The sequence below is a fragment of the Janthinobacterium sp. Ant5-2-1 genome (assembly GCF_001445815.1).
Classification (GTDB): domain Bacteria; phylum Pseudomonadota; class Gammaproteobacteria; order Burkholderiales; family Burkholderiaceae_D; genus Janthinobacterium; species Janthinobacterium lividum_E.
Window position 1 is genome coordinate 21,327 of sequence record NZ_LNCE01000106.1, and the last position, 24,800, is coordinate 46,126.

The following is a 24,800-nucleotide window of genomic DNA, read 5'->3' on the forward strand; positions in this document are numbered from 1 at the left end:
GTTCACCCCATCACGCCACGGTGGCCGCCACGGGCGCTGCCACGACGGGCGGCAGCGGCGTCGGCGCGTTGAAGGCGATCAGCAAACTGGCTTCCTTCTCTTTCGCCGCCTTCAAATGACGCTCCTTCACGTGGCCATAGCCGCGGATGTCTTCCGGGATGCTGGCGATGGCCACGGCTTGCGCCAGCTTGGCCGTCGTCAGTTTCGGCAGCAAGCCGCCCACCGTCGCGCGGTATTCAAGAATCAGCGCGCGCTCCATCTTGCGCTCGGCCGTGTGGCCGAAGATGTCGAACGCCGTGCCGCGCAAGCCCTTGAACTTGGCCAGCACGCCGAACGCCTTCATCATCCACGGGCCGAATTCCTTCTTCACCAGATGGCCTTGGGCATCCGTTTTCGCCATGATCGGCGGCGCCAGGTGGAACTTGAGCTTGATGTCGCCTTCGAACATGGCGGCGATCTTCGCCTGGAAGGCGCCGTCCGTGTACAGGCGCGCCACTTCGTACTCGTCCTTGTAGGCCATCAGCTTGTAGAAGTAGCGGGCCACGGCTTCCGTCAGACGCAAGTGCGGGCCATTCAGGGCGCTTTCGGCGGCGCGTACCTGGCCGACGAAATCGATGTACTGCTGCGCATACGCGCGGTCCTGGTAGGCAGTCAGCAGGGCCACCCGTTTTTCGATGATGTCGTCGAGCGTGTCGATGCGCTTGAATTCCACCACCTTGGCTGGTGTTGTCATGCGCACCAGGCTGGCCGCGTCATGCGCACCGGCGCGACCCCAGTTGAAGGCCGCCTTGTTGAACGCCACCGAGACGTTGTTCAAATCGATGGCCTTCATGATGGCCGCTTCGCTGAGTGGCACTTTGCCCTTTTGCCAGGCGTAGCCCAGCATGAACATGTTCGTGGCGATCGAGTCGCCCATCAGCGCAGTGGCGATCTGGCCCGCATCGATGAAGTCCACATGGTCGCTGCCGCAAGCCTTTTCGATTTCCATGCGCGCCGAAGCGCCGGGGAATTGCCAGTCCGGGTTTTTCACGAAGGCGGCCGTCGACGAGCTGGTCGAGTTGATCATGGCCCAGCTGCGGCCTTCTCCCATGCGCGACAAGGCGTCGCGGCTGGCCGTGACGATCAGGTCGCAGCCGATCACCAGATCGGCCGCGCCGGTGCCGACGCGCGTCGAATGGATATCTTCCTGGCGGTCCGCCAGGCGCACGTGCGACATGACAGGGCCGCCCTTTTGCGCCAGGCCGCTCATGTCCAGCACGGAACAGCCCTTGCCTTCCACGTGGGCCGCCATGGCGAGGATCTGGCCGACCGTGACGACACCCGTGCCGCCGATGCCGGTCACTAAAATGCCGAACGGCTCGGCCGTCGAAGGAATCCGCGGTGTCGGCAAGGCCGGAGCGGCTGGCGCATCCTTGTCGGCGGCAGCTGCCTTTTTCGGCTTTTTCAAGCCGCCGCCTTCCACCGTCACGAAACTGGGGCAGAAGCCCGTCGTGCACGAGAAATCCTTGTTGCAGGACGACTGGTTGATCTGGCGCTTGCGCCCCAGTTCCGTTTCCAGCGGTTCCACCGACAGGCAGTTCGATTGCACGGAGCAGTCGCCGCAGCCTTCGCAGACGGCTTCGTTGATGACGGCGCGCTTGGCCGGGTCCGGGTATTCATTGCGTTTCCGGCGGCGGCGTTTTTCCGAGGCGCAGGTCTGGTCGTAGATCATGGCCGACACACCGGGCATGTCGCGCAGTTCGCGCTGCACGTCCATCAGTTCCGAACGGTGGCGCACGGTGACGCCTTCCGCCCAGGCGTAATCGGACGGGTATTTTTCCGGTTCGTCGGTCACGACGATGATGGGGCCGACGCCTTCGGCGGCGATCTGGCGAGAGATAATGGCCGGCGATAATGGGCCGTCGAATTCCTGACCGCCCGTCATGGCCACCGCATCGTTGAACAGAATCTTGTAGGTGATGTTCACCTTGGCCGAGACGGCAGCGCGGATCGCCAGGATGCCCGAGTGGAAATACGTGCCGTCACCCAAGTTGGTAAACACGTGCTTTTCATTCGTGAACGGCGCCTGGCCCACCCAGGTCACGCCTTCGGCGCCCATGTGGGTAAACGTCGACGTTTCGCGGTCCATCCATAGCACCATGTAGTGGCAGCCGATGCCGGCCAGCGCGCGCGAGCCTTCCGGCACCTTGGTGGAACTGTTGTGCGGGCAGCCGGAGCAGAAGAATGGCGTGCGGTCCTTTTGCGGATCGGGTTTCACGCTGATCGCTTTGAGCACATTCTCTTTGGCTTCCAGGTAAGCGATGCGTTCCTTCACGCGCTGCTCGACCGGGTGGCCCGCGTAGTAGCGCGAAATGCGGCTGGCAATGGCGCGAGCGATCATGGCAGGGTTCAGCTCATACGTGGCCGGCAGCAGCCAGTCGCCGTGGCCGGTGCCCTTCTGGTTGCTCCATTCGCCCGTGTCGTCGAACTTGCCGACCACGCGCGGACGTTCGCCGTCTTTGAGGTTGTAGAGTTCTTCCTTCAGCGCGTATTCGAGGATTTGCCGCTTTTCTTCCACTACGAGGATTTCGTCGAGGCCCTTGGCGAATTCGTGCACGCCGTCCGCTTCCAGCGGCCAGGTCATGCCGATCTTGTACAGGCGGATGCCGATGTCGGACGCCGTCTGCTCGTCGATGCCCAGGTCCGCCAGCGCCTGGCGCGTGTCCAGGTAGGACTTGCCGGCCGTGATGATGCCGATGCGCGCCTTCGGGCTGTCCCAGATGATTTTATTGAGCTTGTTGGCACGCGCATAGGCCAGCGCCGCATACCATTTGTAGCTGTTCATGCGCACTTCCTGCTCCAGCACCGTATCGGGCCAGCGGATGTTCAAGCCGCCGGCCGGCATCTCGAAGTCGGTCGGCAAGGTGATCTGCACGCGGTCCGGGTCGAAATCGACGGCGGCGCCCGACTCGATGATGTCGGTCACGCATTTCATCGACACCCACAGGCCCGTGTAGCGGCTCATGGCCCACGCATGCAAGCCGTAGTCGATGTATTCCTGCACAGACGACGGGTACAGCACGGGGATGCCGCAGGCGTTCAGGATATGGTCGGACTGGTGCGCCGTGGACGAGGATTTGGCCGCATGGTCATCGCCGGCCAGCACCAGCACGCCGCCATGCTTGGCGGAGCCGGCGTTATTGGCGTGCTTGAAGACGTCGCCGCAGCGGTCGACGCCGGGGCCCTTGCCGTACCACATGCCGAACACGCCATCGTATTTCGCGTCTTCGAACAGATTCGTTTGCTGCGTGCCCCAGACGGCCGTGGCGGCCAGGTCTTCGTTCAGGCCCGGGTGGAATTTGACGTGGTGTTCATCGAGATATTTCTTGGCCTTGATCGCCGTCATGTCGACGGACGTCACAGGCGAACCGCGGTAACCGGTGATGTAGCCGGCCGTATTCAGGCCAGCCTTCAGGTCGCGCTCGCGCTGCAGCATGGGCAGGCGGATCAGCGCTTGCGTGCCCGTCATGAAGGCGCGGCCACGTTCCAGCGTGTATTTGTCGTTCAGGGAAATCTCGGACGCGTGCGCGCCCGGCTCAAGACTCGAGCCCTTGATTGGTGCATTCATTACTTGTCTCCATTATTCTCTGTGCTACGCGTGCAAAGTCGGTTGAACTCACACGTACCGGCCGCGCCTTGTGGGCAATGCCGGTGCGGAAAAATGACTTGTTTGTCGTAGACTACCACAGGAAGGCGCGCAGTTCTTTGCTGCACTGCACTCCCGTGTTTGTACTTTTTGCTGCTTTTTAGTGCATCTTTTTGCGGGCATGTCAGGTTACGCCATTCTGGCTAACCCGACCTACATTACTGGCCCCAGCCGTAGGTCGGCTTAGCCGGAACGGCGTAAGCCGACAAACACCACCAGCTTACGCCGCGCTCGTATCTTTCAATACGCCGCGCTTGATCTGGTCCAGCTCGATCGATTCGAACAGGGCGCGGAAATTGCCTTCGCCGAAGCCCTGGTCGCCCTTGCGCTGGATGATCTCAAAGAAGATCGGGCCGATCACCGTCTGCGTGAAGATTTGCAGCAGCAATTCGCGTTCGGTTTCCGTGCTGTGGCCATCGATCAGGATGCGCAGGCGACGCAGTTCTTCCAGCTGCTCGCCATGGTTCGGCAGGCGGCGGTTGACCAGCTCATAGTAAGTTTCAATCGTATCCTGGAAATCGATACCCGTATCGCGCATGCCTTGCACGGAAGAGTAGATATCGTCCGTGCCCAGCGCGATGTGCTGGATGCCTTCGCCGTGGTACTGGTCCAGGTATTCGGCGATCTGCGACTTGTCGTCCGACGATTCATTGATCGGGATGCGGATCTTGCCGCACGGCGAAGTCATGGCTTTCGACTTCAGACCAGTATGCTTGCCTTCGATGTCGAAGTAGCGCACTTCGCGGAAGTTGAACAGGTTTTCATAGAAACCGGCCCACTCCTTCATGCGGCCACGGTGCACATTGTGCGTCAGGTGGTCGATATAGGTCAGGCCATGGCCGACCGGGTTGGCGACGGCGCCGGGAATGGCGACGAAATCGACGTCATAGATGCTGATGTCGCCGATGCCGCCTGGTGCGGCCGCGTCCGGCTTGTCGGCGCCCTTGCCGCGCCAGCGGTCGACGAAGTACAGCAGGGAATCGCCCACGCCCTTGATGGCGGGGATATTCAGCTCCATCGGACCGGTTTTATTGTCAAAACCCCATGCGCCCAGTTCCAGCGCGCGGCGGTACACGAAAGCCGCGTCGTCGACACGGATGGCGATGGCGCACACGGACGGGCCGTGATGACGGGCAAAACGCTGCGCGAACGAATCTTGTTCGGCATTGATGATGAAATTGATGTCGCCCTGACGGTACAGGGTCACATCCTTGTGGCGGTGGCGCGCGATGGCCGTGAATCCCATGTTCTCGAACAGCTTGCCCAATGCTTTTGGGTCTGGTGCTGCATACTCGACGAACTCGAAACCATCGGTACCCATCGGGTTATCCCAAGGCTGAAATTGCATGATGTCTCCTCCAAGAAGTAGCGCACAGTATAGGCGCGGTCTGTGGGCATTAAATGCCAAAGATCTCCCGAACAATCATGATTTGCGCAATAATATTGCGTGAAACAAGAACCACCGGAGGAAGCATGAGCAAAATTACGCTGGATAAAACGGATCGCAAGATCCTCGCCGTCCTGCAGGCCGATGGCCGCCTGTCGAATCAGGATGTGGCCGAGCAGGTCAGCCTGTCGCCGTCGCCATGCTTGCGCCGCGTCAAACGGCTGGAAGAAGCGGGCGTGATCCGCCAGTACGTGGCCCTGCTGGACCCGGAAAAGATCGGCTTGGGGCTATTGGCCTACGTCAACGTGCGGCTGGAAAAGCACAGCGACGCCTCCGCCCATGCCCACAGCACGGCGCGCGTGCTGGCGCCGAATCTGGTGACAAACACGTCGCCGCGCGCCGACTTCGCCGTGGCCGTGGCGCAATGGCCGGAAGTGGTGGCCTGCTACGCGATGACGGGTGAAATGGATTATCTGCTGCGCGTACACGTGGAAGACATGGAGCACTTTTCGCGCTTCATGATGGCGACCCTGCTGCGCCACCCGGCCGTACTGGACGTGAAATCGAGCTTCGCCTTGCAGCGCATCAAGGATACGACGGCCCTGCCCTTACTGTGACGGCGGTGACGGCGGCCCGGGCTTCTTCTTGCGGCCCGGCAAACGCTCGAACAATTTGCTGGCGGCGCGCGCATTCGCCTTGAACGTGTAGTAGAACATGGCGAACTGCTCCTGCACGGCTTCCTGCAACATGCTGCCCGGATTCGGCGGCAACAGTTTTAGATAGGCATCGGCTTCGCCATAGTCGCGCTGGATTTCCATACCCGCCTTCTTGGCGATATGCATCATCGTCTTATTGGACGACAGACAATGCATGTACAGGGTATCGACGTCGTTGTTACGGCAGTGAATCGCCGCCCGCTCGAACAGTTTCGACCCCACACCCATGCCGCGCATGGATTTCGACACGGACACGCCAAACTCGGCCACCTGCTCCTTGTCCGTCACGACGCTTTTCGCCGGCGACTTGTCCTTCGGCGCGAACGCCAGATGCCCCACGCCCACCAGCTTGAACAGGCTGTTATAGACGCCGTAGACCATGTCGCGCGAGAAATCCATCTTTTGCACGTACTGGGCGACGAGCTCATCGGGCAAGGCGCTGCCGAAGCGCAGCAACCGGTCGCTTTTCTCCAGATTCAGGAAATGCTTCATCATGCGGCGCCGGTCGCGCTCATGCAATTGCTTGACGAGCACGGTCGGGCGGCCGCCGCTACGGCTAAGCCAGCGGCGAAACGGGTTCTGGAACAATTTTGGCAGGGTCATGGCAGTTCCATGCTGCTGATCGCGTTCGTGACGGCCTCGACCCGCGCCGCATGGATGAGCTCGGGAATGCGCTTCGGTTCCTGTGCGCAAGCTTGTGCCAGCGCACCCGCATCGACGCCGCGCACGGCCGCCAGCATGGCTTGCAGCCAGGCGGACTGCGGGAATGCCGGATCCTGGGCTTGCACATTGCAGGCGATGGCGTCCAGCATCTGTACGAAGCGCTGCGGCTTGCGCAGTCCGTCGCAGCGTTCGCACAAGCGCACCAGTTCCCCGGCGCTCAAGGCCAGCGCACCGGCGACGGCGACCTGCTCGCGCGCCGCCATCACGGCCAGCTCGCGGCAATCGTTGGGCACGCGCAGGCGCTCGCTGAGCGCGTTGATCTGCTCAAGCGGCACGGCCAGCATCAGCACGGCAAAGCGCACGCACAGTGCGTGGCCTGCGCCCGCCGCGCTATCAATCACATGCAGCAAATGTTCGTTGATTGTCAACTCCGGCAGGATGCGCGCCAGCGCGCCGCACTCGTGCAACACCGTCAACATGCGCGACGGGTGGCTTTCCATCAAGCCCTTGGCCACTTCCTGCCATACGCGCTCGGCCACCAGCGCGTCGACTTCGCCGTCCAGCACCATTTGACGCATGAGGGCCATGGTGGCCGGTGCCACCGTAAACCCGTCGAAGCGGGCGGCAAAGCGGGCCAGGCGCAAGATGCGCACGGGGTCTTCGCCAAACGCATCGGAGACGTGGCGAAACACTTTGTTCTGGATATCCTCGATGCCGCCGAACGGGTCCGTCAGGCTGCCATCTTCGGCTTGCGCGATGGCGTTGATGGTCAAATCGCGGCGCACCAGGTCGTCTTCCAGGGTGACGTCGGGCGCCGTGTGGAAGACAAAGCCCCGGTAGCCGGGGGCCGTCTTGCGTTCCGTCCGCGCCAGCGCGTACTCTTCCTGCGTCTTCGGGTGCAGGAAGACGGGAAAATCCTTGCCGACGGGCCGGAAGCCCTGGCGCAGCATGTCGTCCGGCGTGGCGCCGACGACGACGTAATCGCGGTCTTTCACGGGCAAGCCCAGCAGTTGGTCGCGCACCGCGCCACCGACCGTGTATATCTTCATAACGCTCTTTTCTTAGTCAGGCAATTCCGCGTCGTGCTTGGGCGCCGTTTCCGTTTCCGCCAGCGCTTCCGCGATCCAGCGGGCCACGGCCGGGTGCGCCTGCACGCGCTCGCAATATGCGTTCAGCGCCGGCGCCAGGCTCACGCCATAGGTACGGAAGCGCATGACGACGGGAGCAAAGTACGCATCGGCGATGGAAAAGTCGCCAAACAGGAACTGGTGGTGGCCAAAGCGCGATAAACACTCTTCCCAGATTTCGCTGATGCGGCCGATGTCAGCCTGCGCGGCGGCCGTGCGGCCCCGTCCCGGCAACTTCGCCTTGATATTCATCGACATGTCCGTGCGCAAGCCAGTGAAACCGGAATGCATTTCCGCGCAGACACAACGCGCCATGGCGCGCGCGGCCACGTCTTGCGGCCACATGTGCTTATCGGGAAACTGCTCGGCCAGGTATTCGCAGATGGCCAGGCTGTCCCAGATCGTGATTTCGCCCGCCAGCAGCACGGGGACCCGGCCGCAAGCCGAATACTCGGCAATTTTCGTCGCCGTATCGCTTTGATCGAGCAGCACGCGCACTTCCTGGAACGGGATGCCGAACGCCGTCATGGCCACCCACGGTCGCATCGACCACGATGAGTAATTCTTGTTGCCGATGATGAGGGTCAGGCCCGGCTCGCGCGCGGCGGCCAGGGTTTGCGTCAGGCTGGGATCAAGGATGGTCGTTTGCATGGTCGGCTATCTTTAGTTGGATGATGGCAAGTCGGCCGCGATGGCGCTGTTTTTCGGTCCGACGGTACCCAGGCGCGCCTTCAGCGACTGCGGGCTCTTCTCGAACAAGGCCGCGTAATACGTGGTGTTGGCCATCACGTTTTTCACGTAGCCGCGCGTTTCCGTGTACGGAATGATCTCGGCAAAGACGGCGCCTTCCAGCGGCCGTGTCATGGTGGCGCGCCAGATGCGCAAGCGCCCCGGTCCCGCGTTATAGGCGGCGCTGGCCAGCACTTGCGAACCGTCCAGGCCGCCAAGCACCATGTTCAGGTAATTCGTGCCCAGCAAGACGTTGGTGCGCACGTCGCTCAAGGTTTCCGTGACGAAATCCGTCAAACCGATCTTCTTGGCCACATAACGGGCCGTCGACGGCATCACCTGCATCAGGCCGGACGCGCCCACGTGCGACTGCGCATCCATGATGAAGCGCGATTCCTGGCGGATCAGGCCGTACACCCAGGCTTTGTCTAGACCCAGGGTTTGCGTGGCCGGATGCATGACGTCGTCGTGCGGCGTCGGATAGCGCTGCGTGTAGTCCACTTCCAGGCGCGTGCGGTCCGAGGTGTTGACCATGCGGTCGAGCACATTGTTCTGGCGCGCAAATTCCGCAGCCGCCAGATGTTGCCGATCCGTCATCGAACGCAATTCCCAGTTCCACTCGCGCGTGCCTTCGAAGCGCAAGCGCATGTTGAAGAATTTCAAGGCGCGCTGCAAGCCCGGATTGGCGGCCATGGTGGCGATTTCCGCCGGCGTAATGGGCTGGCCCGGCGGCGGCAACACCAGGTGGTTGCCCAGCTCTTCATTGGCCAGCAAGCCGTAGAAATTCGATTGCTCGGAAATCGTGCGGTACAGGGCGTCCGCCTGCGCGTTCGGGCGACCCGGCGTTTCCGCCTGCTGCGCGCGCGCCAGCCAGTACACCCAGGTAGGATCGGTGCGCAGGGAAGCCGGCATGGCCTGGATGGCGGCCTTGACCAGCGGCCAGTTACCTTCGCGCAAGGCGATACGTGCCTTCCACTGCATCTGCTCCTGGGTCAATGGCGCGCCATTGGTTTTTTGCCAATATTCGAATGCTTCCGGCGCCAGCGAATACGACGCTTGCAGGGCCAGGCTGGCCCAGCCGATGGCCTGTTCCTGCGCCGTCAGCTGCGCACTGGCCTTTTGCAGGGCCACCACGCCCAGCTTCAAGGTGCTTTTCGCCATGCGGCCGACAGCCACCAGGTACATCTCGTGATCGGCGCGACTTGGACCGGGCCCCTTGGCCAGCACCAGGGCCGGCAAATCGATCGCTTGCGCCATCTTCGCGTCGGACGCGCCCAGCAGCAGCGCGATGCGGCGCGCCGGGCCTGTGGCGTTGGTCTGGCCCGCCAGGCGGATCTGCGCCCACAGGTCGTTCGTGTCGAACTGGCCGTTTTGCGCCAATACCGCGATCAGGCTGCCGCACGCTTCGCCATAGCCGGGCGGAGACACGAGCAGGTTGCGCGCCTCGGCCGCCACGTTCTGGCCCTTGGCCGCGCGCGACATCAGCGCGTAGCACTTGAGCTGGGTGTCGTCGTCGAGGGCGAATTGCGGGTATTGTTCATCGAACACGACCCAGTCGCGCTTGCGGCCCAGTTCCAGCAGCCAGTCGTTGCGGAAACGGTCGGCGATGGCGCTGCCCTTGTAGCGGTTCAGGTAATCGCGAAATTGCGCCTCGGTCAGCAGTTTGATGCGCGGTTTCAGCCGATAATAGTCAACATACGATGGAATCTGGTAATTCGTCAGGCGCCCCGCATAAAAGTCGGCTTTTTCGACGTCATCCTTGCGCGCGGCGTCGCGCAGCAGCAGGAAGGCATCGTCCTCGCTGCGCGTGTCGGGGGCGGCTGGGGATACGGTGGTCGATACCTGGGCCAGGGCGGCCAGGGGAGACAAGGCCGATGCAACACACAGCATCGTGCCGGCAATCCATTTCAGTGGGGAAATCAATGTACGACTCTCAATCTTAACTTGATGGTGATATGAATAGCGACCCTAGAATAACATGCGATCCGGCTACACGGCCACCCATTGCGCTACAGGAAAAAGCCGGCTTGCGCAAAGCCTTGCTGGCGGCCCGGCGCGCCCTGCCCGACACCACGCGCGCAGGGTGGGACGCGGTCATCGCGCAGCGCCTGCTGGACTGGTGCGCGCAGGAAAACGTCAAGGAGCTGGGCGTGTACTGGCCCCTGCATGGCGAGCCGGACTTGCACGGCGCGTATGTGCAACTGGCCGCGCGCGGCGTGCAATTAAGCTTGCCCGTGGTGCTGGAAAAGCATGCGCCGCTGGCATTCAGTGACTGGACGCCCGGCGAGCCCATGGTCAAGGATGGCATGGGCGTGGCCGTGCCGGCCCGTTTGCGCCTGCGCCCTGCACCTGCCACCCTGCTCGTGCCCTGCCTGGGATTCAATGAGGAACGTTACCGGCTCGGCTATGGCGGCGGCTATTACGACCGCACCCTGGAACATGCGCCGCGGCCCCGTACCTTGGGCGTGGCATACGGCTGCTTGAAAGCATCATTTGCCAGCGGCACATACGACATCGCCCTCGATCACGTCGTGACCGAGGGCGATCTGTTCTGACGAGTCAGGACGGTTTACTTCACCAGACGCTGCCACAATGCGGTCGTGGGCGCCGCCTGGTTCATGCTGTAGAAATGCAAGCCTGGCGCGCCGCCTTCCAGCAAACGCTCGCACAAGCCCGTCACCACGTCCAGGCCAAAGGCCTTGATGGACGCGCTGTCGTCGCCGAAGCTGGCCAGTTTCAGACGCACCCAGCGTGGAATTTCCGCGCCGCACATGTCCGAAAAGCGCATCAGCTGCGTGTAGTTCGTGATCGGCATGATGCCGGCCACGATGGGCACGTTGATGCCCATCTTCTGCGTCTGCTCGACAAACTGAAAATACGCGTCGGCATTGTAGAAGTACTGGGTGATGGCGGCATTGGCGCCAGCCTGCACCTTGCGCGCGAACGCGTTCAAGTCGTCCTGCGGCGAACGGGCTTGCGGGTGCACTTCCGGATAGGCGGCCACTTCGATATGAAAATGGTCGCCCGTCTCGGCGCGGATGAATTCCACCAGCTCGTTGGCGTAACGGAACTCGCCCGAAGCGCCATAGCCGCTCGGCAAGTCGCCGCGCAAGGCGACGATACGCTTCACGCCGGCCGCCTTGAAGTCGGCCAGCACGGCGCGGATCGATTCGCGCGAACCGCCCACGCAAGACAGGTGCGGTGCGGCCTGTTCGCCGGCCGCCAGGATCTCGCGCACGGTGTCCAGCGTACCCTGCTGCGTGGTGCCACCGGCGCCAAAGGTCACCGAGAAATACTTCGGATGCAACTCAGACAACTTGACCCGCGTGGCGCGCAGCTTTTCCGCCCCTTCCGGGGTTTTCGGCGGGAAAAACTCAATACTGAAATTATGCTTTTCCATCGTCATTACTCAAAAGTAAGGTCGACAGGGCCCAGGAAATGATGCTGTACAAAATGGCACCGCCCACGGCAGACCAGAAACTGGCGACATGGAAACCATCGATCACCTGTGCCACGAGCCAGAACAGGAAGCCGTTGATGATCAGAATGAACAGGCCCAGCGACAGGAACGTCACGGGCAGGGTCAGCAGGATCAGCAAAGGACGGATCAGCGCATTGACCAGCCCCAGCACGGCAGCGGCCAGCAGCGCGGTCCAGCCGCTGCTCATCGTCACCGAGTGCATCAGGTAAGGGACGGCAAACAGGGCTGCCGCATTGATAAACCAAATCAGTAGCAAGCGCATTTCTCTAGCCTGTCAAAAGTAGGGTCAGGCCGGCGGCAGGCGCCGGCCCTCAGAGGGTAAGTTACAGCCCCAGACTACCGATTAATAGCGGTAATGATCGGGCTTGTAGGGGCCTTCCGTGCGCACGCCAATGTAGTCGGCTTGCTCTTGCGTCAGTTCCGTCAGCTGCGCATTCAACTTTTTGAGTTGCAGGCGGGCGACTTTTTCGTCCAGGTGTTTTGGCAGGGTGTACACGCCGACCGGGTAGTTGGCCGTGTTTGCATACAGTTCGATCTGGGCGATCGTCTGGTTGGCGAACGACGAGCTCATCACGTACGACGGGTGGCCCGTGCCGCAACCGAGGTTGACCAGGCGGCCTTCGGCCAGCAGGATGATGCGGCGGCCCGACGGGAAGATGATGTGGTCGACTTGCGGCTTGATGTTTTCCCACTCGTATTGTTTCAACGAAGCGACGTCGATTTCATTGTCGAAGTGACCAATGTTGCAGACGATGGCCTGGTCTTTCATGCGCGTCAGGTGATCGTGCGTGAGGATGTGATAGTTGCCCGTGCAGGTAACAAAGATGTCGCCGTGTTCGCACGCGTAATCCATGGTCACGACGCGGTAGCCTTCCATCGCCGCCTGCAGTGCGCAGATCGGATCGACTTCCGTCACCCATACTTGCGCCGACAGGGCGCGCATGGCTTGGGCGGAACCCTTGCCGACATCACCGTAACCGGCGATGACGGCGACTTTGCCGGCGATCATCACGTCGGTGGCGCGCTTGATGCCGTCGACCAGGGATTCGCGGCAGCCGTACAGGTTGTCGAATTTCGATTTGGTGACGGAATCGTTCACGTTAATCGCAGGGAAAGCCAGCTTGCCTTCCTTGTGCATCTGGTACAAGCGGTGCACGCCGGTCGTCGTTTCTTCCGTCACGCCGAGGATTTCCGGCAGACGCTTCGAGTACCAGGTCGGATCGGCCAGCAAGTGTTTCTTGATCGAGTTGAACAGGCAGATTTCTTCGTCCGAACCAGGGTTGGCCAGCACCGACAGGTCGGTTTCCGCGCGCACGCCCAGGTGCAGCAGCAGGGTAGCGTCGCCGCCATCGTCGAGGATCATGTTCGAGTAGACAGCCTTGCCGTCCACGCTAGGCCATTCGAAGATGCGGTGCGTGTATTCCCAGTAGTCGTCCAGCGACTCGCCCTTGACGGCGAACACGGGCGTGCCGGCGGCAGCGATGGCGGCGGCGGCATGGTCTTGCGTCGAGTAAATATTGCACGATGCCCAACGCACTTGCGCGCCCAGTGCTTCCAGGGTCTGGATCAGCACGGCGGTCTGGATGGTCATGTGGATGGAACCGGTGATGCGCGCGCCTTTCAAAGGCTGCGCTGCCGCGAATTCTTCGCGGATGGCCATCAGGCCAGGCATTTCCGTTTCAGCAATCTTGATTTCTTTGTCGCCCCATGCGGCCAAGGTGATATCGGCGATGGTGTAGTCGTGTTGCGATTTGAGTACGGCGTTCATCACGCCCTCCTTTCAGTTGAAAAAGGTACGTGAGCGCAGTTGCAGGATATTCCGAGCCTGGCGAATTTCTTCGTCGCAACGCTCCTCGGACGGGGGATTTTAACATTGTCAAGGCCGCCGCGCCAGCCTGTTCGCCATGTATTGCCATGTAACAACACATAAAAAAAGCGCCCGCAGCCAGCAGGCCGGGGCGCTTTTCTTGCAAATATGACTAGATTACTTCAGGCCGGCAGCGTCGCGCAGCAGGGCGACCTTGTCCGTGCGTTCCCACGTGAATTCCGGCTCTTCGCGGCCGAAATGGCCGTAAGCGGCGCTCTTCTGGTAGATCGGGCGCAGCAGGTCGAGCATTTGCACGATGCCTTTTGGACGCAAATCAAAGTGCGCCAGCACCAGCTTGGCGATTTCCGCGTCAGGAATCACGCCCGTGCCTTCCGTGTAGACGGTGATGTTGATCGGCTTGGCCACGCCGATGGCGTAGCTGACCTGCACCTGGCATTGGCGCGCCAGGCCGGCCGCGACGATGTTTTTCGCCACGTAGCGGGCCGCGTAGGCTGCCGAACGGTCGACTTTCGATGGGTCCTTGCCCGAGAACGCGCCGCCGCCGTGCGGGGCTGCGCCGCCGTAGGTGTCGACGATGATCTTGCGGCCGGTCAAGCCGCAATCGCCTTGCGGACCGCCGATGACGAAACGGCCCGTCGGGTTGACGAGGAATTTGGTCTCCGTCAGCCATTCGCGCGGCAGGATCGGCTTGATGATTTCCTCGATGACGGCTTCTTCGATCTGCTTGTGCGAGATTTCCGGCGCATGCTGGGTCGACAGCACGACCGTGTGCACGCCGACGGGACGGCCATCGACGTAGCGCAGGGTCACTTGCGATTTCGCATCCGGACGCAGCCATGGCAAACGGCCATCCTTGCGCAGCTGCGACTGGCGCTCGACCAGGCGGTGCGCGTAGTGGATGGCGGCCGGCATCAGCTCGGCCGTTTCATCGCAGGCATAACCGAACATCAAGCCCTGATCGCCAGCGCCTTGATCCAGGTCAATACCCGCGCCTTCATCGACGCCTTGCGCGATGTCCGGCGACTGCTTGTCATAGGCCACCAGCACGGCGCAACCCTTGTAGTCGATGCCGTATTCCGTGTTGTCGTAGCCGATGCGTTTGATGGTTTCGCGCGCAACTTGAATATAATCCACATTGGCGTGCGTGGTAATCTCGCCAGCCAGCACCACCAGACCCGTGTTGCACAGGGTTTCTGCAGCCACGCGGGCGGCCGGATCCTGGGTCAGGATGGCGTCAAGGATGGCGTCGGAAATTTGATCGGCAACCTTGTCGGGATGGCCTTCCGAAACGGATTCGGAAGTGAAGAGATAGTCGTTTGACATTGCAAGCTCCTGTTTACTATGTGAATGTTCTGTCGCAGTAAAGAGGATTTTGCCTGCGACGCTTTAGCGATATTTATATTCCGCTTCGCAAGTTGTCTATTAACTCAGCGGTTACTGCATACGTGGTATTTTACGCTTCTTAAAAAATTTTGGCACAGCAACACGCCATTCCTGGAAACCGCTTATACATGTTAGTCCCAATTTTCCGCTTCTTGTCCATCTTTCCCCTGCCCGTCCTGCATGGCCTGGGCGCTGCGCTCGGCTGGGTGATTTACGCCATTTCCCCGTCCTACCGCCGCCGCATGCGCGAGAACATGCAGGGTGCGGGGTTTTCGCAACACTTGCACACGGCCGTGGCCGAAGCGGGCAAGAGTGTGCTGGAACTGCCCTTCATCTGGTGCGCGCCGGCCGAGCGCGTGGCGCGCCATGCGACGGTGGAAAACTGGGAACTGGTGGAAAAAGCCCTGCAGCACGGCCGCGGCATCGTCTTCCTCACGCCGCACCTGGGCTGCTTTGAAATCGTCGCCCAGCAAATCGCGCTGCGCACGCCGCTCACCGTGATGTACCGTCCGCCCAAGCGCGCCGCCTTGAAACCGCTGATCGAAGGGGCCCGTGCGCGCGAAAACCTGATGCTGGCGCCAGCCAATATGTCGGGCGTGCGCATCTTTGCCAAATGCCTGAAAAAGGGCCAGCCCATCGGCCTGCTGCCCGACCAGGTGCCGCAGGAAGGCGAAGGCGTGTGGGCCGATTTCTTCGGCCGCCCCGCCTACACCATGACCCTGCCGGCCAAGTTGGCGCAGATGGGCGGCGCCGAAGTCATCATCACCTACGCGGAACGCCTGCCGGGCGGGCGCGGCTATGTTGTGCATTTCGTGCCGTTCACCGAGTCGCTCGACAGCACTTCGGCCGAGCAGGCGCGCACCATCAATGCGGCCATGGAGCAATTGATCGCGCGCAGCCCGGCGCAATACCTGTGGAGCTACAACCGCTATAAAGTACCGCGCGGCGCACCGCCGCCCACTCCCGCGATACCCGATACCGCCGGGGAGCAGGCATGAGACTGCTGATCGCCTTCATGTGGCTGCTGCACTGGCTGCCTTTACCCATCCTCGGCCGCTTCGGCGTGGCCGTCGGCAGCGTGCTCTTCATCGCCATGCCCACACGGCGCAGGATCGCCCTGACGAATCTGCGCCTGTGCATGCCGGAATTGACGGAGCAACAGCGCGTGGCCCTGGCGCGCCAGCATTTCCAGGCGTATTCGCGCAGCGTGTGGGAGCGCAGCATCCTGTGGTGGTCGTCGGAAGCGCGCCTGAACCGCCTGATCAAGAAGGTACCCGCCTTCCCGGGCCAGCAGATCGCGGCCAAGCCCACCATCCTGCTGTGCCCGCACTTTGTCTGCCTCGACGTGGCCGGCGCCGCCACGGCCATGGAAATTTCCGCCTCGTCGATGTACGTGCAGCAAAAGAACGCCGCCTTCGATCAGGCCCTGCGCAACGGCCGTTCGCGCTTCAAGCCGCCCAAGCTGTTTACGCGCCAGGACGGCATCAAAACAATTCTGCGCGCGCTGCGCGACGGTTTGCCGTATTTCATGCTGCCGGACATGGATTTCGGCGAGAAGGATGCGGAATTCGTGCCCTTCTTCGGCGTGCCCGCCGCCACCCTGACGGCCACGGCGCGCCTGGCGCTGGCCGCCAAGGCGCAGGTCATTCCCGTCATCGCCACCTTCCTGCCCAACTACCAGGGCTGGCAAGTGACCTACTATCCGGCGTGGGACGATTATCCGGGCGACGACATCACGGCCGCCACGCGCCGCATGAACGAGTTCATCGAGGAGCGCGTGCGCGAAGCGCCGGCCGAGTATTTCTGGACACATAAACGCTTCAAGACGCGCCCGGAAGGCGAAGCGTCGTTCTATAACCAGCACAAGTGATACGGCAGACCATGAAACTCCACTTTACCAAGATGCATGGCGCCGGCAATGACTTCATCGTCATCGACGCCATCAACCAGGATATCGATTTCACGCCAGCCCAGTGGCAGCGCCTGGCCGACCGCCGTTTCGGCATCGGCGCCGACCAGATCCTCGTGGTGGAAAAGCCGCGCCTGCCCGGCTGCGACTTCCGCTACCGCATCTATAACAACGATGGCGGCGAAGTCGAGCAATGTGGCAACGGCGCGCGCGCCTTCGTCAAGTTCGTCAGCGAAAAAGGGTTATCCAGCAAGGCCAGCATCCGCGTGGAAACCATGGCCGGCGTCATCGCGCCGCGCCTGGAACTCGACGGCAGCATCACGGTCGACATGGGCGCGCCCGTGCTCGAGCCCGCGCTGGTGCCGTTCGATGCGGCGGGACTGGACGGCGTGACGGAGGGCAGTGATCTGCTGTGGCCGCTGGACCTGGCGCTGCCGGGCAACGATACAACCGTGCTGGTGTCCGTCGTGTCGATGGGCAACCCGCATGCCGTGCAAGTGGTCGACGATGTCGACGCGCAAGACCTGGAAACGACGGGCCCGCGCATCGAGCACCACCCGCGCTTTCCCCGCAGAGTCAACGCCGGCTACATGCAGATCGTCAACCGCCAGCACGTGAAACTGCGCGTGTACGAGCGGGGCGCGGGCGAAACCCTGGCGTGCGGCACGGGCGCCTGCGCCGCCGCCGTGGCCGGCATCCGTCGCGGCTCGCTCGATTCCCCCGTGCGCATCAGCGCGCGCGGCGGCGAACTGTCGATCGCCTGGCAAGGCCCCGGCCATCCCGTGCTGATGACGGGCCCGGCCGTGACCGTGTTCGAAGGCACGATCGAGCTGTAATCAACGCTGCATCATGCCGCCAGGAACTGCTGATCCTGCGCGACATCAAGCTCGGCCAGGTAGCACTTCAGGCGGTACAGGCGCTGCCGGTAATTGCCTTCTGGACCATCGATGCCGCAATCGACGCGCTCGAACAGGCGCACCACCTGGTCGAGCAGCTGGCGCTCCTGCGCCGTGCGGATCAGCACCAGGCGCCGCTTGCCGCGCCCATGCGTGGCGCTGATATCGATCAGCAAACAATGCCCCTGGTCGGCCGCGTGGATATCGAGCAGCAGCGCCTCGGCACGCGACAGATGAAAGCAGCGCGCCAGCGCCAGGCGCGCCGCCAGCAGGGGATGGTTCTGGCCCAGCTGGCGCAAATGCCCATCGGCGTGCATGGCGGCACACTGGCCCCAGTCGCCGGGCTCGCCTTGCGGCGCGATTTTCGCCAGCGCCGCTTCCGCTTCACTGCTGCCTTGCGCCTGCGCCTGCAGCAGCCAGTACGCAGCCCGCACATCGTTGTTGACGCCATCGCGGCGGTTACGCCAGGCATGCATGCCGCACTCGAGCTGGGCCGGGCCATGCCCCAGGTCGGCGGCACGCTCCAGGCAGAAATGGGCCTCGACCACATTGCGCTGGGAAAATTCCGGTTTCGTATAAATGCGCGACAGCACGAACCAGGCTTCGGCCAGCCCCTGTTCGCCAGCCTGCGTCAGCCAGCGCACGGCACGCTTGAAATTGGCCGCGCCATTGCGCGTGGCCAGGCGTCGGCCGTGCGCATCCATGCGCGCATAGCCGAGCCCCAGCTCCAGTTGCGCCGTGCGGTCGCCGCCATGCGCGGCCAGCTCGCAGCACTGCCAGCCCTCGGCATCGCCGCCAGGCGCCAACGCCTGGGCACAACGCGACAGCAACAGCACCTGCTGCGCGTCGAGGGCGATCGTGCGCGTACCGGCCGCAGCCTGGCGCTGCAACAGCTCGCGCGCCAGCGGCAAGCCTTTCGACAGGAAGCCCGCATGGTTGCCCTGGCTCCACGCCTGCTCCAGCCAGGCGTGCAGCGGCGTGTCGCCATCGATGGCTTGCCTGTCAGCGGCGCTGGTGTCGGGCCCCGGTGTCGCGGATGATTTTTCTTGCAGGGATAACAACCATTGCGCATCGGGCAAACCGGCGCGCACGGCGGCGTCGAGCGCCACGCGCGCCTTGGCGCGCAAGGCGTCACAGTGACTGGCGGCATTGCCCAGCACCAGTTGCGCCAGCACCAGGCCCGCCTGCACCAGACCCGCATCGAACGCTTGCGCGTAATAGGGGATCAGCGCCTTGGCTGCCGGTTGCGCCACTTCGAAAGGCACGTGGGTGCCTATCAGCAAGCACGCTTCTTCGCTATCCTCCTGGGCCGCCCGCGCCAGCCAGTGCAAGGCGGTCGGCAAGCTTTGCGGCACCCCCTGGCCAAACAGATACACCCGCCCCAACGCCAGCTGGCAAGCTACATCGCCAGCACGTGCGCCCTTGATCAATCCTAATGTTTCGCGATTTGCCATCGATTCTCGATATTGAGTCAATGATTCTAATAATAGTAAGCCGTCTCCAGGCCCATCAGTGCAGGCCTTCCCTTAGTGTAACGTCCTTGTGTCATAAATCCGCCAAAGCGGACTCAAGAACTTGATTCAACGCAACAATGTCCTGGCCCGGACATGCCAAGATTGCAAGGCGCCGCTACGGTGGCGATGGGAGAACGCTGGCCATCGGCGCACGAGTGGCAAAAATCGCGCGTTACAAAAATACAACAGGGGCATGCAGTTATGCCGCTTTTCACCAATCTTTTCACGCACATTTGACCAATCCCGCACGTCTTGCGCGCCGACGAATTAAGGTTCATTCATCGAAACGCGACAGTTAGCGCATTTCAATCTGCTCGGATCTCGGACGGAACTCACTTTTAATAGGGAATAAGACATGAAAAAATCACTCGTTGCCCTCGCACTCTTCGGCGCCTTTGCCGCAACCGCACAAGCGCAGTCGTCCGTCCAAATCTACGGCACGATCGATGCAGGCCTGGGTAAAGCGACTGGTTCGACCACCGCCGTCACCAAGCGCGACAACAACAAACTGGGCTTCAAGGGTACGGAAGATCTGGGCAATGGCTTGAAAGCTATTTTCCAACTGGAAATTCGCTATGAGTCCGACACCGGCACCGTAGAAAACACGTCGGGCGCCAATTCGCGTCCGCTGTTCCAGGGTCAAAGCCGCGTCGGCCTGCAAGGCGACTTCGGTACCGTACGCCTGGGCCGTGGCCTGACCGCTTTCCAGGAAACGAGCACCGGTTTCGAACCATGGTCGGGCATGCCTACGCCAGCCGGTTTCCAGACCGACCTGACCGTTGCCGGCTACACCAGCGATCCGCTGAGCGCACCAGGCAACTCGCGTAACCGCTTCTCGAATGCCGTGTTCTACAACTCGCCAGTCATCAGCGGCTTCCAGTTCAACGCCACCGTGGCCGCCAAGGAAGCGAACAACAACGCCGCCGTTGCAGCCACCGTGCGCAACCTGACGACGAACGCCACCGGCAACTTCGCCCTGCCAGCCAATGTGGCGCCAGCGTCGAACCCGTACTCGGTGTCGGCAACCTACAACAACGCCCAGTTCGCCGCCATGGCTGCCTACGAGCGTAACGGCCTGCAAGCCAAGCTGTGGTCGGTTGGCGCATCGTTCAACCCGATCGCGGAATTGAAACTGATGGCATCGTACCAGCATCAGGATGACGGCAATTTCAAAATCGTCAATACCGACACCAAATCGTGGGTGCTGGGCGCCAACTATGACGTCGGCCCAGGCAAGATCCGCGCTGGCTACGGTCAAAAAACGCCGGACGGCGTCGCCAAGACCAAGCAGGCATCGCTGGGCTACGACTACAATCTGTCGAAGCGTACCTACTTGTACGCAGATATTTCGAACAAGAAGTCGGCTAGCGTCACCAACTACAACAACACCACCTCGGTCAACTACATCGGCCTGGGCTTACATCACAACTTCTAATGCCCCACAATCACCCTTCGTGGGTGATTGCTGAGCAAGGAATGCAAAGCGGCATGGGCAACCATGCCGCTTTTTTCATGGGCACACGGAAAATGCACGGGCGCCGCGCCCTTTGCGCCTAAGCCGCCGCACTCTCGGTTAGAATGAAGCGTTCAACTTTCACTGACAGACATTCTCAATGACCGCCACACTCGATTCCAGCACCGTCGCCCAGTACCTGAGCGAGCATCCGAATTTCTTCGAAGAGCATACCACCCTGCTCGGCGAGGTCAAGCTGAGCAGCCCGCTGACGGGACGCACCATCTCGCTGCAGGAGCGGCAGATGGAAGTGATGCGCGACAAGTACAAGGCGCTCGAGCTGCGCATGTCCAAGCTGAGCCGCGTGGCCGAGGAAAATGGCGATATCGCCAGCAAGTTCCACGGCTGGAACCAGGCCATGCTGCAGGTGCGCAACGATGCGGATATGCCGCGCGTGCTGGTCGACGCCTTGCAAAGCAATTTCGACGTGCCCTACGTCAGCCTGCGCCTGTGGCAAGTGTTGCCGGAACATGCCGACGGCTGGTTCACGGAAGATGTGACGGCCGACGTGCGCATGTTCGCCAACAGCCTGCAAACGCCGTACTGCGGCAGCAACCGCGATTTCGAAGCCGTGCACTGGCTGCAGGCGGACAAAATCGAATCGACCGTCATGATCGCCCTGCGCGCCCCGAACACCACGGGCACCTTCGGCTTGCTGGTGCTGGGCTCGCCCGACAGCGAACGCTTTACGTCGAGCATGGGCACGGACTTCCTCGTGCATATCGGCGCCACGGCCAGCGCCGCCCTGGCCGCGCTGCGCGCCGGCTCGCCAGCCTGAGAACGCCGTGGGTGACGCGCGCGGCAAGGCCGAGTGGCTCGACGCCTACCTGGCGCAGCTGGCCACGCAGCGCAAGCTGTCGCCGCATACCCTGGACGCCTACGGGCGCGACCTGCGCGCCTTGCTGGAGCTGAGCGGCAATACGCCGTGGACGGCATTGGCGCACAACGAAGTGCGCCGCTACACGGCCAAGCTGCACGCCGGCGGCCTCGACCCGCGCTCGATCGCCCGCAAGCTGTCGTCGTGGCGGGGCTTTTTCAACTGGCTCAGCGGTGAAACGGCGCTCGACGCCAATCCCGTCGACGGCATCCGCGCCCCCAAGCGGGCCAAGACCTTGCCCAAAGCCCTGTCGGTGGACGACGCCGTGCGCCTCGTGGCGCCTGCGCAACACCAGCAAGGCGCCGCCGAGCCGGAGCAACTGTGCAACCGCGCCATGTTCGAACTGCTGTACTCGAGCGGCTTGCGCGTGTCTGAACTGACCAGCCTGGACACCCATTACTGCAAGGCCGAGAGCGGCCAGCCCGCCTCGCTGGGCTGGCTCGACATGGCCAGCTTCGAAGTCATCGTCACGGGCAAAGGCAGCAAGATGCGCAAGGTGCCCGTCGGCAAGGCGGCCCTCGTGGCCCTGACCGCCTGGCTGGGCGTGCGCCCGCCGGCCGCCGATGGCAGCGCTGCCTTGTTTCTCAGCACGCGCGGCACGCGCATCTCGCCGCGCGTACTGCAGCTGCGCCTGAAGGCGCACGCGCTGGCCAGCGAAATTCCCGCCAACGTGCACCCGCACGTGCTGCGCCACTCGTTCGCCTCGCACGTGCTGCAATCGTCGGGCGACTTGCGCGCCGTGCAGGAAATGCTGGGCCATTCCAGCATCACCTCGACCCAGGTCTACACGGCCCTCGATTTCCAGCACCTGGCGCACGTGTATGACCAAGCGCACCCGCGCGCCAAGGTCAAGTAGACAACCGCGCCCCTTGGCCAGCCTGATCCATATCAAGCGGATCGGCCCGCATTTGCAAGCTTTTGCAAAATTCCGGCATAATCGTCCGCATTCTTCCGCTTGCGCGGCGGCACCACCGATTACAGCATAGGCATCCTTCATGGCACTGATTCCAACCACCATCCTCACCGGCTTCCTGGGCGCAGGCAAAACCACCTTGCTCAACCGCATACTGCAGGAAGACCATGGCATGCGCATCGCCGTGATCGAAAACGAGTTTGGCCAGGAAAACATCGACAATGAAATCCTGGTGCAGGATAGCAACGAGCACATCATCGAGATGAACAACGGCTGCATCTGCTGCACCGTGCGTGGCGACCTGATCGTGGGCCTGACGGAACTGGCGCGCAAGCGCGACGCCGGCCTGCTGGCATTCGACCGCGTCGTCATCGAAACGACGGGCCTGGCCAATCCCGGCCCCGTGGCGCAAACCTTCTTTGTCGACGAAGAAGTGGGCAGCCACTACATGCTCGACGCCATCATCACGGTGGTCGATGCCCGCCATGCCATGAAACAACTCGATGAATACGAGGAAGCCCAGCGACAAGTGGGCTTTGCCGACAAGCTGCTGCTGTCGAAAACCGACCTCGTCGGTGAAGGGGATGTGGCTGCCCTGACCCGCCGCCTGAAGCGCATCAACCCCCGCGCCCCCATCGCCAAGGTTGATTTCGGCCGCGCCCCGCTGGCCGAAGTGCTCGACATCCGCGGTTTCAACCTGAATGAAAAACTGGAACTGGATCCGGATTTCCTCGCCACGGAAACGGCGCACGTGCACGATCATGACCATGCGCACGACCACGATCACGCCCATGAGCACGCACATGAGCACACTGCGGCCTGCGCCACCGATTGCGGCCACGCCGACCACCACCATGCGCAGCACAGCGACGATATCGCCGCCTTTGTTTTCAAGAGCACGCAACCGTTCGACAGCGCCAAGCTCGACGAGTTCCTCGGCGGCCTGGTGCAAGTGTATGGCCCGCGCATGCTGCGCTACAAGGGCGTGCTGTTGATGCAGGGCGCCGAGCGCAAGGTGGTCTTCCAAGGCGTGCATCAGCTGATGGGCAGCGACCTGGGTGCCAAATGGGGCGAAAACGAAGTACGCGGCAGCAAAATGGTGTTTATTGGCAAAAATCTACCAAAAGACATTTTTATTCGCGGACTCGAACAATGTTTGGTATAAACTAGCCGGGTTTTGCAAAGTATCCGTTGCAAAGCAGAAACAAAAGGGAAAGTTAAGCACGCTTTCCCGCTGTCCGACACCCATCTTGCTGGTATAAACCAACAAGTAGCCGTCTCTGATCGGCTAGTCAACAAATCGGGATGGCAATATAAAGCAAAGCGTGCCAAAATCAGCGACGAAAACGGCCCATGTCGTTCGCCTGTCATGAAATGCTGGCAAACTGCCGCTGGCCGCATGCCAGGCATGCAACCGATCCACCCAACACGCCTGTTGACGCGCGCATAGCGCGACTGGCATAGAGCGGTAAAAAGTTATCAACATGGCACCTTAGCCGGCCGGTAGTCCTGGCTTACACCGGCAAGCCAAGGTCGCACGCAGTACAGCGGGACAGCAATGCCAAGCGGAACCTGTACAGTTGCTCGGTATCGCCGCATCAACTGATCAATTTGAAAACTCTGTCGTATCGAAGGTAAGCGAAGTTATGACCAAAACTAATAAATCGACCCCGGCCGCCAACCAAGACATCCCTCTCATCAGCGAAGATCAAATTCGCGCCATGAGCGAAGATGACTACATGAATCCGGCACAACTGGCATTCTTCAAGGCGCGCCTGCAGCAGCTTGAAAAAGACCTGCTGAAAAACGCCGGTGAAACCACGGAACACTTGCGTGAAACCGTGCTCGTACCGGACCCTGCCGACCGCGCAACCATCGAGGAAGAGCATGCGCTGGAACTGCGCACGCGCGACCGCGAGCGCAAATTGCTGAAGAAAGTGCAGCAATCGATCGCCAGCATCGACGCCGGCGACTATGGCTGGTGCGAAGAAACGGGCGAGCCTATCGGCATCCCGCGCCTGATCGCCCGTCCGACCGCCACCCTGTCGCTGGAAGCCCAGCAACGGCGCGAACTGAAGCAAAAACTCTACGGCGACTGATCGCCCTGCCCCTTGCGCGGCCGCCCCGGCGGCCCCGCGATGGCGAAAAAAAAGCATGCAACCTTCGGTTGCGTGCTTTT

At 61.9% G+C, this 24,800-nt stretch carries 21 protein-coding genes and 1 riboswitch; of the genes, 10 read left to right on the forward strand and 11 right to left on the reverse strand.

Going from position 1 to position 24,800, the window contains the following annotated elements; genetic code table 11:
* Positions 1–10 precede the first annotated feature (10 nt).
* Together ASN89_RS24665 and hppD are read right to left on the reverse strand one after the other, a co-directional pair.
* The gene (locus tag ASN89_RS24665) at positions 11–3,607 is read right to left on the reverse strand and encodes an indolepyruvate ferredoxin oxidoreductase family protein (RefSeq protein ID WP_058051107.1); all 3,597 of its coding nucleotides are present in this window, start codon (positions 3,605–3,607) and stop codon (positions 11–13) included.
* 298 nt (positions 3,608–3,905) lie between these two features.
* Positions 3,906–5,033, reverse strand: coding sequence for a 4-hydroxyphenylpyruvate dioxygenase (gene hppD, locus ASN89_RS24670; protein WP_046682023.1), 1,128 nt, complete (start codon positions 5,031–5,033; stop codon positions 3,906–3,908).
* Between the two features lie 125 nt (positions 5,034–5,158).
* Between hppD and ASN89_RS24675 the strand changes: the two genes are divergently transcribed.
* The gene (locus tag ASN89_RS24675; RefSeq protein ID WP_035823904.1) at positions 5,159–5,689 is read left to right on the forward strand and encodes an Lrp/AsnC family transcriptional regulator; all 531 of its coding nucleotides are present in this window, start codon (positions 5,159–5,161) and stop codon (positions 5,687–5,689) included.
* Here the strand turns inward: ASN89_RS24675 and ASN89_RS24680 are convergent.
* Genes ASN89_RS24680 through ASN89_RS24695 form a run of 4 tightly spaced genes read right to left on the reverse strand, consistent with a single transcriptional unit; the run spans position 5,681 to position 10,197 of the window.
* The gene (locus ASN89_RS24680; protein ID WP_058051108.1) at positions 5,681–6,391 is read right to left on the reverse strand and encodes a GNAT family N-acetyltransferase; all 711 of its coding nucleotides are present in this window, start codon (positions 6,389–6,391) and stop codon (positions 5,681–5,683) included. The two genes, ASN89_RS24675 and ASN89_RS24680, sit on opposite strands and share 9 nt — an antisense overlap.
* Positions 6,388–7,500 (reverse strand): hypothetical protein, encoded by a 1,113-nt coding sequence (locus ASN89_RS24685; protein ID WP_058051109.1) that lies wholly within the window; start codon positions 7,498–7,500, stop codon positions 6,388–6,390. The genes ASN89_RS24680 and ASN89_RS24685 overlap by 4 nt, the downstream gene beginning before the upstream one ends.
* A gap of 12 nt (positions 7,501–7,512) precedes the next feature.
* Positions 7,513–8,229, reverse strand: coding sequence for a glutathione S-transferase family protein (locus tag ASN89_RS24690; protein WP_058051110.1), 717 nt, complete (start codon positions 8,227–8,229; stop codon positions 7,513–7,515).
* Positions 8,230–8,241: 12 nt separating this feature from the next.
* Positions 8,242–10,197 (reverse strand): lytic transglycosylase domain-containing protein, encoded by a 1,956-nt coding sequence (locus ASN89_RS24695; RefSeq protein WP_235502071.1) that lies wholly within the window; start codon positions 10,195–10,197, stop codon positions 8,242–8,244.
* A gap of 137 nt (positions 10,198–10,334) precedes the next feature.
* On the opposite strand from ASN89_RS24695, the gene ASN89_RS24700 reads away from it, so the two are divergent.
* Positions 10,335–10,862, forward strand: coding sequence for a 5-formyltetrahydrofolate cyclo-ligase (locus ASN89_RS24700; protein ID WP_058051112.1), 528 nt, complete (start codon positions 10,335–10,337; stop codon positions 10,860–10,862).
* 14 nt (positions 10,863–10,876) lie between these two features.
* Here the strand turns inward: ASN89_RS24700 and metF are convergent, their stop codons facing one another.
* The 4 genes from metF to metK all read right to left on the reverse strand — a co-directional run bounded on the left by metF (position 10,877) and on the right by metK (position 14,939).
* Positions 10,877–11,707 (reverse strand): methylenetetrahydrofolate reductase [NAD(P)H], encoded by an 831-nt coding sequence (gene metF, locus ASN89_RS24705; RefSeq protein ID WP_034753084.1) that lies wholly within the window; start codon positions 11,705–11,707, stop codon positions 10,877–10,879.
* On the reverse strand, positions 11,694–12,050 hold the full coding sequence (locus ASN89_RS24710; protein WP_034783534.1) for a phage holin family protein: 357 nt from the start codon (positions 12,048–12,050) through the stop codon (positions 11,694–11,696). Before ASN89_RS24710 ends, metF begins: the two co-directional genes overlap by 14 nt.
* Before the next feature lie 81 nt (positions 12,051–12,131).
* Entirely contained in the window at positions 12,132–13,556 is a 1,425-nt protein-coding gene (ahcY, locus tag ASN89_RS24715) for an adenosylhomocysteinase (RefSeq protein WP_046682017.1), read from the reverse strand.
* A 24-nt stretch (positions 13,557–13,580) separates the two neighbouring features.
* Positions 13,581–13,649, reverse strand: a riboswitch (S-adenosyl-L-homocysteine riboswitch).
* Between the two features lie 123 nt (positions 13,650–13,772).
* The gene (gene metK, locus ASN89_RS24720; protein ID WP_034783537.1) at positions 13,773–14,939 is read right to left on the reverse strand and encodes a methionine adenosyltransferase; all 1,167 of its coding nucleotides are present in this window, start codon (positions 14,937–14,939) and stop codon (positions 13,773–13,775) included.
* Positions 14,940–15,127: 188 nt separating this feature from the next.
* Between metK and ASN89_RS24725 the strand changes: the two genes are divergently transcribed.
* Genes ASN89_RS24725 through dapF form a run of 3 tightly spaced genes read left to right on the forward strand, consistent with a single transcriptional unit; the run spans position 15,128 to position 17,744 of the window.
* The gene (locus ASN89_RS24725; protein ID WP_046682016.1) at positions 15,128–15,997 is read left to right on the forward strand and encodes a lysophospholipid acyltransferase family protein; all 870 of its coding nucleotides are present in this window, start codon (positions 15,128–15,130) and stop codon (positions 15,995–15,997) included.
* A complete protein-coding gene (locus tag ASN89_RS24730; protein WP_046682015.1) occupies positions 15,994–16,869 on the forward strand; it encodes a lipid A biosynthesis acyltransferase in 876 nt (291 codons plus the stop codon). Before ASN89_RS24725 ends, ASN89_RS24730 begins: the two co-directional genes overlap by 4 nt.
* An 11-nt stretch (positions 16,870–16,880) precedes the next feature.
* A complete protein-coding gene (dapF, locus tag ASN89_RS24735; protein ID WP_058051113.1) occupies positions 16,881–17,744 on the forward strand; it encodes a diaminopimelate epimerase in 864 nt (287 codons plus the stop codon).
* A gap of 11 nt (positions 17,745–17,755) precedes the next feature.
* Here dapF and ASN89_RS24740 read toward each other — a convergent pair whose 3' ends face one another.
* Complete coding sequence (locus ASN89_RS24740) at positions 17,756–19,258, reverse strand: tetratricopeptide repeat protein (RefSeq protein ID WP_058051114.1); 1,503 nt, start codon at positions 19,256–19,258, stop codon at positions 17,756–17,758.
* 415 nt (positions 19,259–19,673) lie between these two features.
* Between ASN89_RS24740 and ASN89_RS24745 the strand changes: the two genes are divergently transcribed.
* From ASN89_RS24745 to dksA, 5 genes are all read left to right on the forward strand, one after another.
* Positions 19,674–20,753, forward strand: coding sequence for a porin (locus ASN89_RS24745; protein ID WP_046682012.1), 1,080 nt, complete (start codon positions 19,674–19,676; stop codon positions 20,751–20,753).
* Between the two features lie 178 nt (positions 20,754–20,931).
* Positions 20,932–21,609 carry a DUF484 family protein gene (locus ASN89_RS24750; RefSeq protein WP_058051115.1) on the forward strand — a complete coding sequence of 226 codons (678 nt, stop codon included), beginning with the start codon at positions 20,932–20,934 and terminating at the stop codon, positions 21,607–21,609.
* Positions 21,610–21,616: 7 nt separating this feature from the next.
* On the forward strand, positions 21,617–22,564 hold the full coding sequence (locus ASN89_RS24755) for a tyrosine recombinase XerC (protein ID WP_058051116.1): 948 nt from the start codon (positions 21,617–21,619) through the stop codon (positions 22,562–22,564).
* A gap of 139 nt (positions 22,565–22,703) precedes the next feature.
* Positions 22,704–23,786, forward strand: coding sequence for a CobW family GTP-binding protein (locus ASN89_RS24760; RefSeq protein WP_058051117.1), 1,083 nt, complete (start codon positions 22,704–22,706; stop codon positions 23,784–23,786).
* 481 nt (positions 23,787–24,267) lie between these two features.
* The gene (dksA, locus tag ASN89_RS24765; RefSeq protein ID WP_034753066.1) at positions 24,268–24,720 is read left to right on the forward strand and encodes an RNA polymerase-binding protein DksA; all 453 of its coding nucleotides are present in this window, start codon (positions 24,268–24,270) and stop codon (positions 24,718–24,720) included.
* Positions 24,721–24,800 lie beyond the last annotated feature (80 nt).

Coding starts and splice junctions, on each gene's coding strand:
- ASN89_RS24665 (WP_058051107.1), bottom strand. CDS start 3,607: ATGAATGCACCAATCAAGGGCTCGAGTCTTGAGCCGGGCGCGCACGCG.
- hppD (WP_046682023.1), bottom strand. CDS start 5,033: ATGCAATTTCAGCCTTGGGATAACCCGATGGGTACCGATGGTTTCGAG.
- ASN89_RS24675 (WP_035823904.1), top strand. CDS start 5,159: ATGAGCAAAATTACGCTGGATAAAACGGATCGCAAGATCCTCGCCGTC.
- ASN89_RS24680 (WP_058051108.1), bottom strand. CDS start 6,391: ATGACCCTGCCAAAATTGTTCCAGAACCCGTTTCGCCGCTGGCTTAGC.
- ASN89_RS24685 (WP_058051109.1), bottom strand. CDS start 7,500: ATGAAGATATACACGGTCGGTGGCGCGGTGCGCGACCAACTGCTGGGC.
- ASN89_RS24690 (WP_058051110.1), bottom strand. CDS start 8,229: ATGCAAACGACCATCCTTGATCCCAGCCTGACGCAAACCCTGGCCGCC.
- ASN89_RS24695 (WP_235502071.1), bottom strand. CDS start 10,197: ATGCTGTGTGTTGCATCGGCCTTGTCTCCCCTGGCCGCCCTGGCCCAG.
- metF (WP_034753084.1), bottom strand. CDS start 11,707: ATGGAAAAGCATAATTTCAGTATTGAGTTTTTCCCGCCGAAAACCCCG.
- ASN89_RS24710 (WP_034783534.1), bottom strand. CDS start 12,050: ATGCGCTTGCTACTGATTTGGTTTATCAATGCGGCAGCCCTGTTTGCC.
- ahcY (WP_046682017.1), bottom strand. CDS start 13,556: ATGAACGCCGTACTCAAATCGCAACACGACTACACCATCGCCGATATC.
- metK (WP_034783537.1), bottom strand. CDS start 14,939: ATGTCAAACGACTATCTCTTCACTTCCGAATCCGTTTCGGAAGGCCAT.
- ASN89_RS24725 (WP_046682016.1), top strand. CDS start 15,128: ATGTTAGTCCCAATTTTCCGCTTCTTGTCCATCTTTCCCCTGCCCGTC.
- ASN89_RS24730 (WP_046682015.1), top strand. CDS start 15,994: ATGAGACTGCTGATCGCCTTCATGTGGCTGCTGCACTGGCTGCCTTTA.
- dapF (WP_058051113.1), top strand. CDS start 16,881: ATGAAACTCCACTTTACCAAGATGCATGGCGCCGGCAATGACTTCATC.
- ASN89_RS24740 (WP_058051114.1), bottom strand. CDS start 19,258: ATGGCAAATCGCGAAACATTAGGATTGATCAAGGGCGCACGTGCTGGC.
- ASN89_RS24745 (WP_046682012.1), top strand. CDS start 19,674: ATGAAAAAATCACTCGTTGCCCTCGCACTCTTCGGCGCCTTTGCCGCA.
- ASN89_RS24750 (WP_058051115.1), top strand. CDS start 20,932: ATGACCGCCACACTCGATTCCAGCACCGTCGCCCAGTACCTGAGCGAG.
- ASN89_RS24760 (WP_058051117.1), top strand. CDS start 22,704: ATGGCACTGATTCCAACCACCATCCTCACCGGCTTCCTGGGCGCAGGC.
- dksA (WP_034753066.1), top strand. CDS start 24,268: ATGACCAAAACTAATAAATCGACCCCGGCCGCCAACCAAGACATCCCT.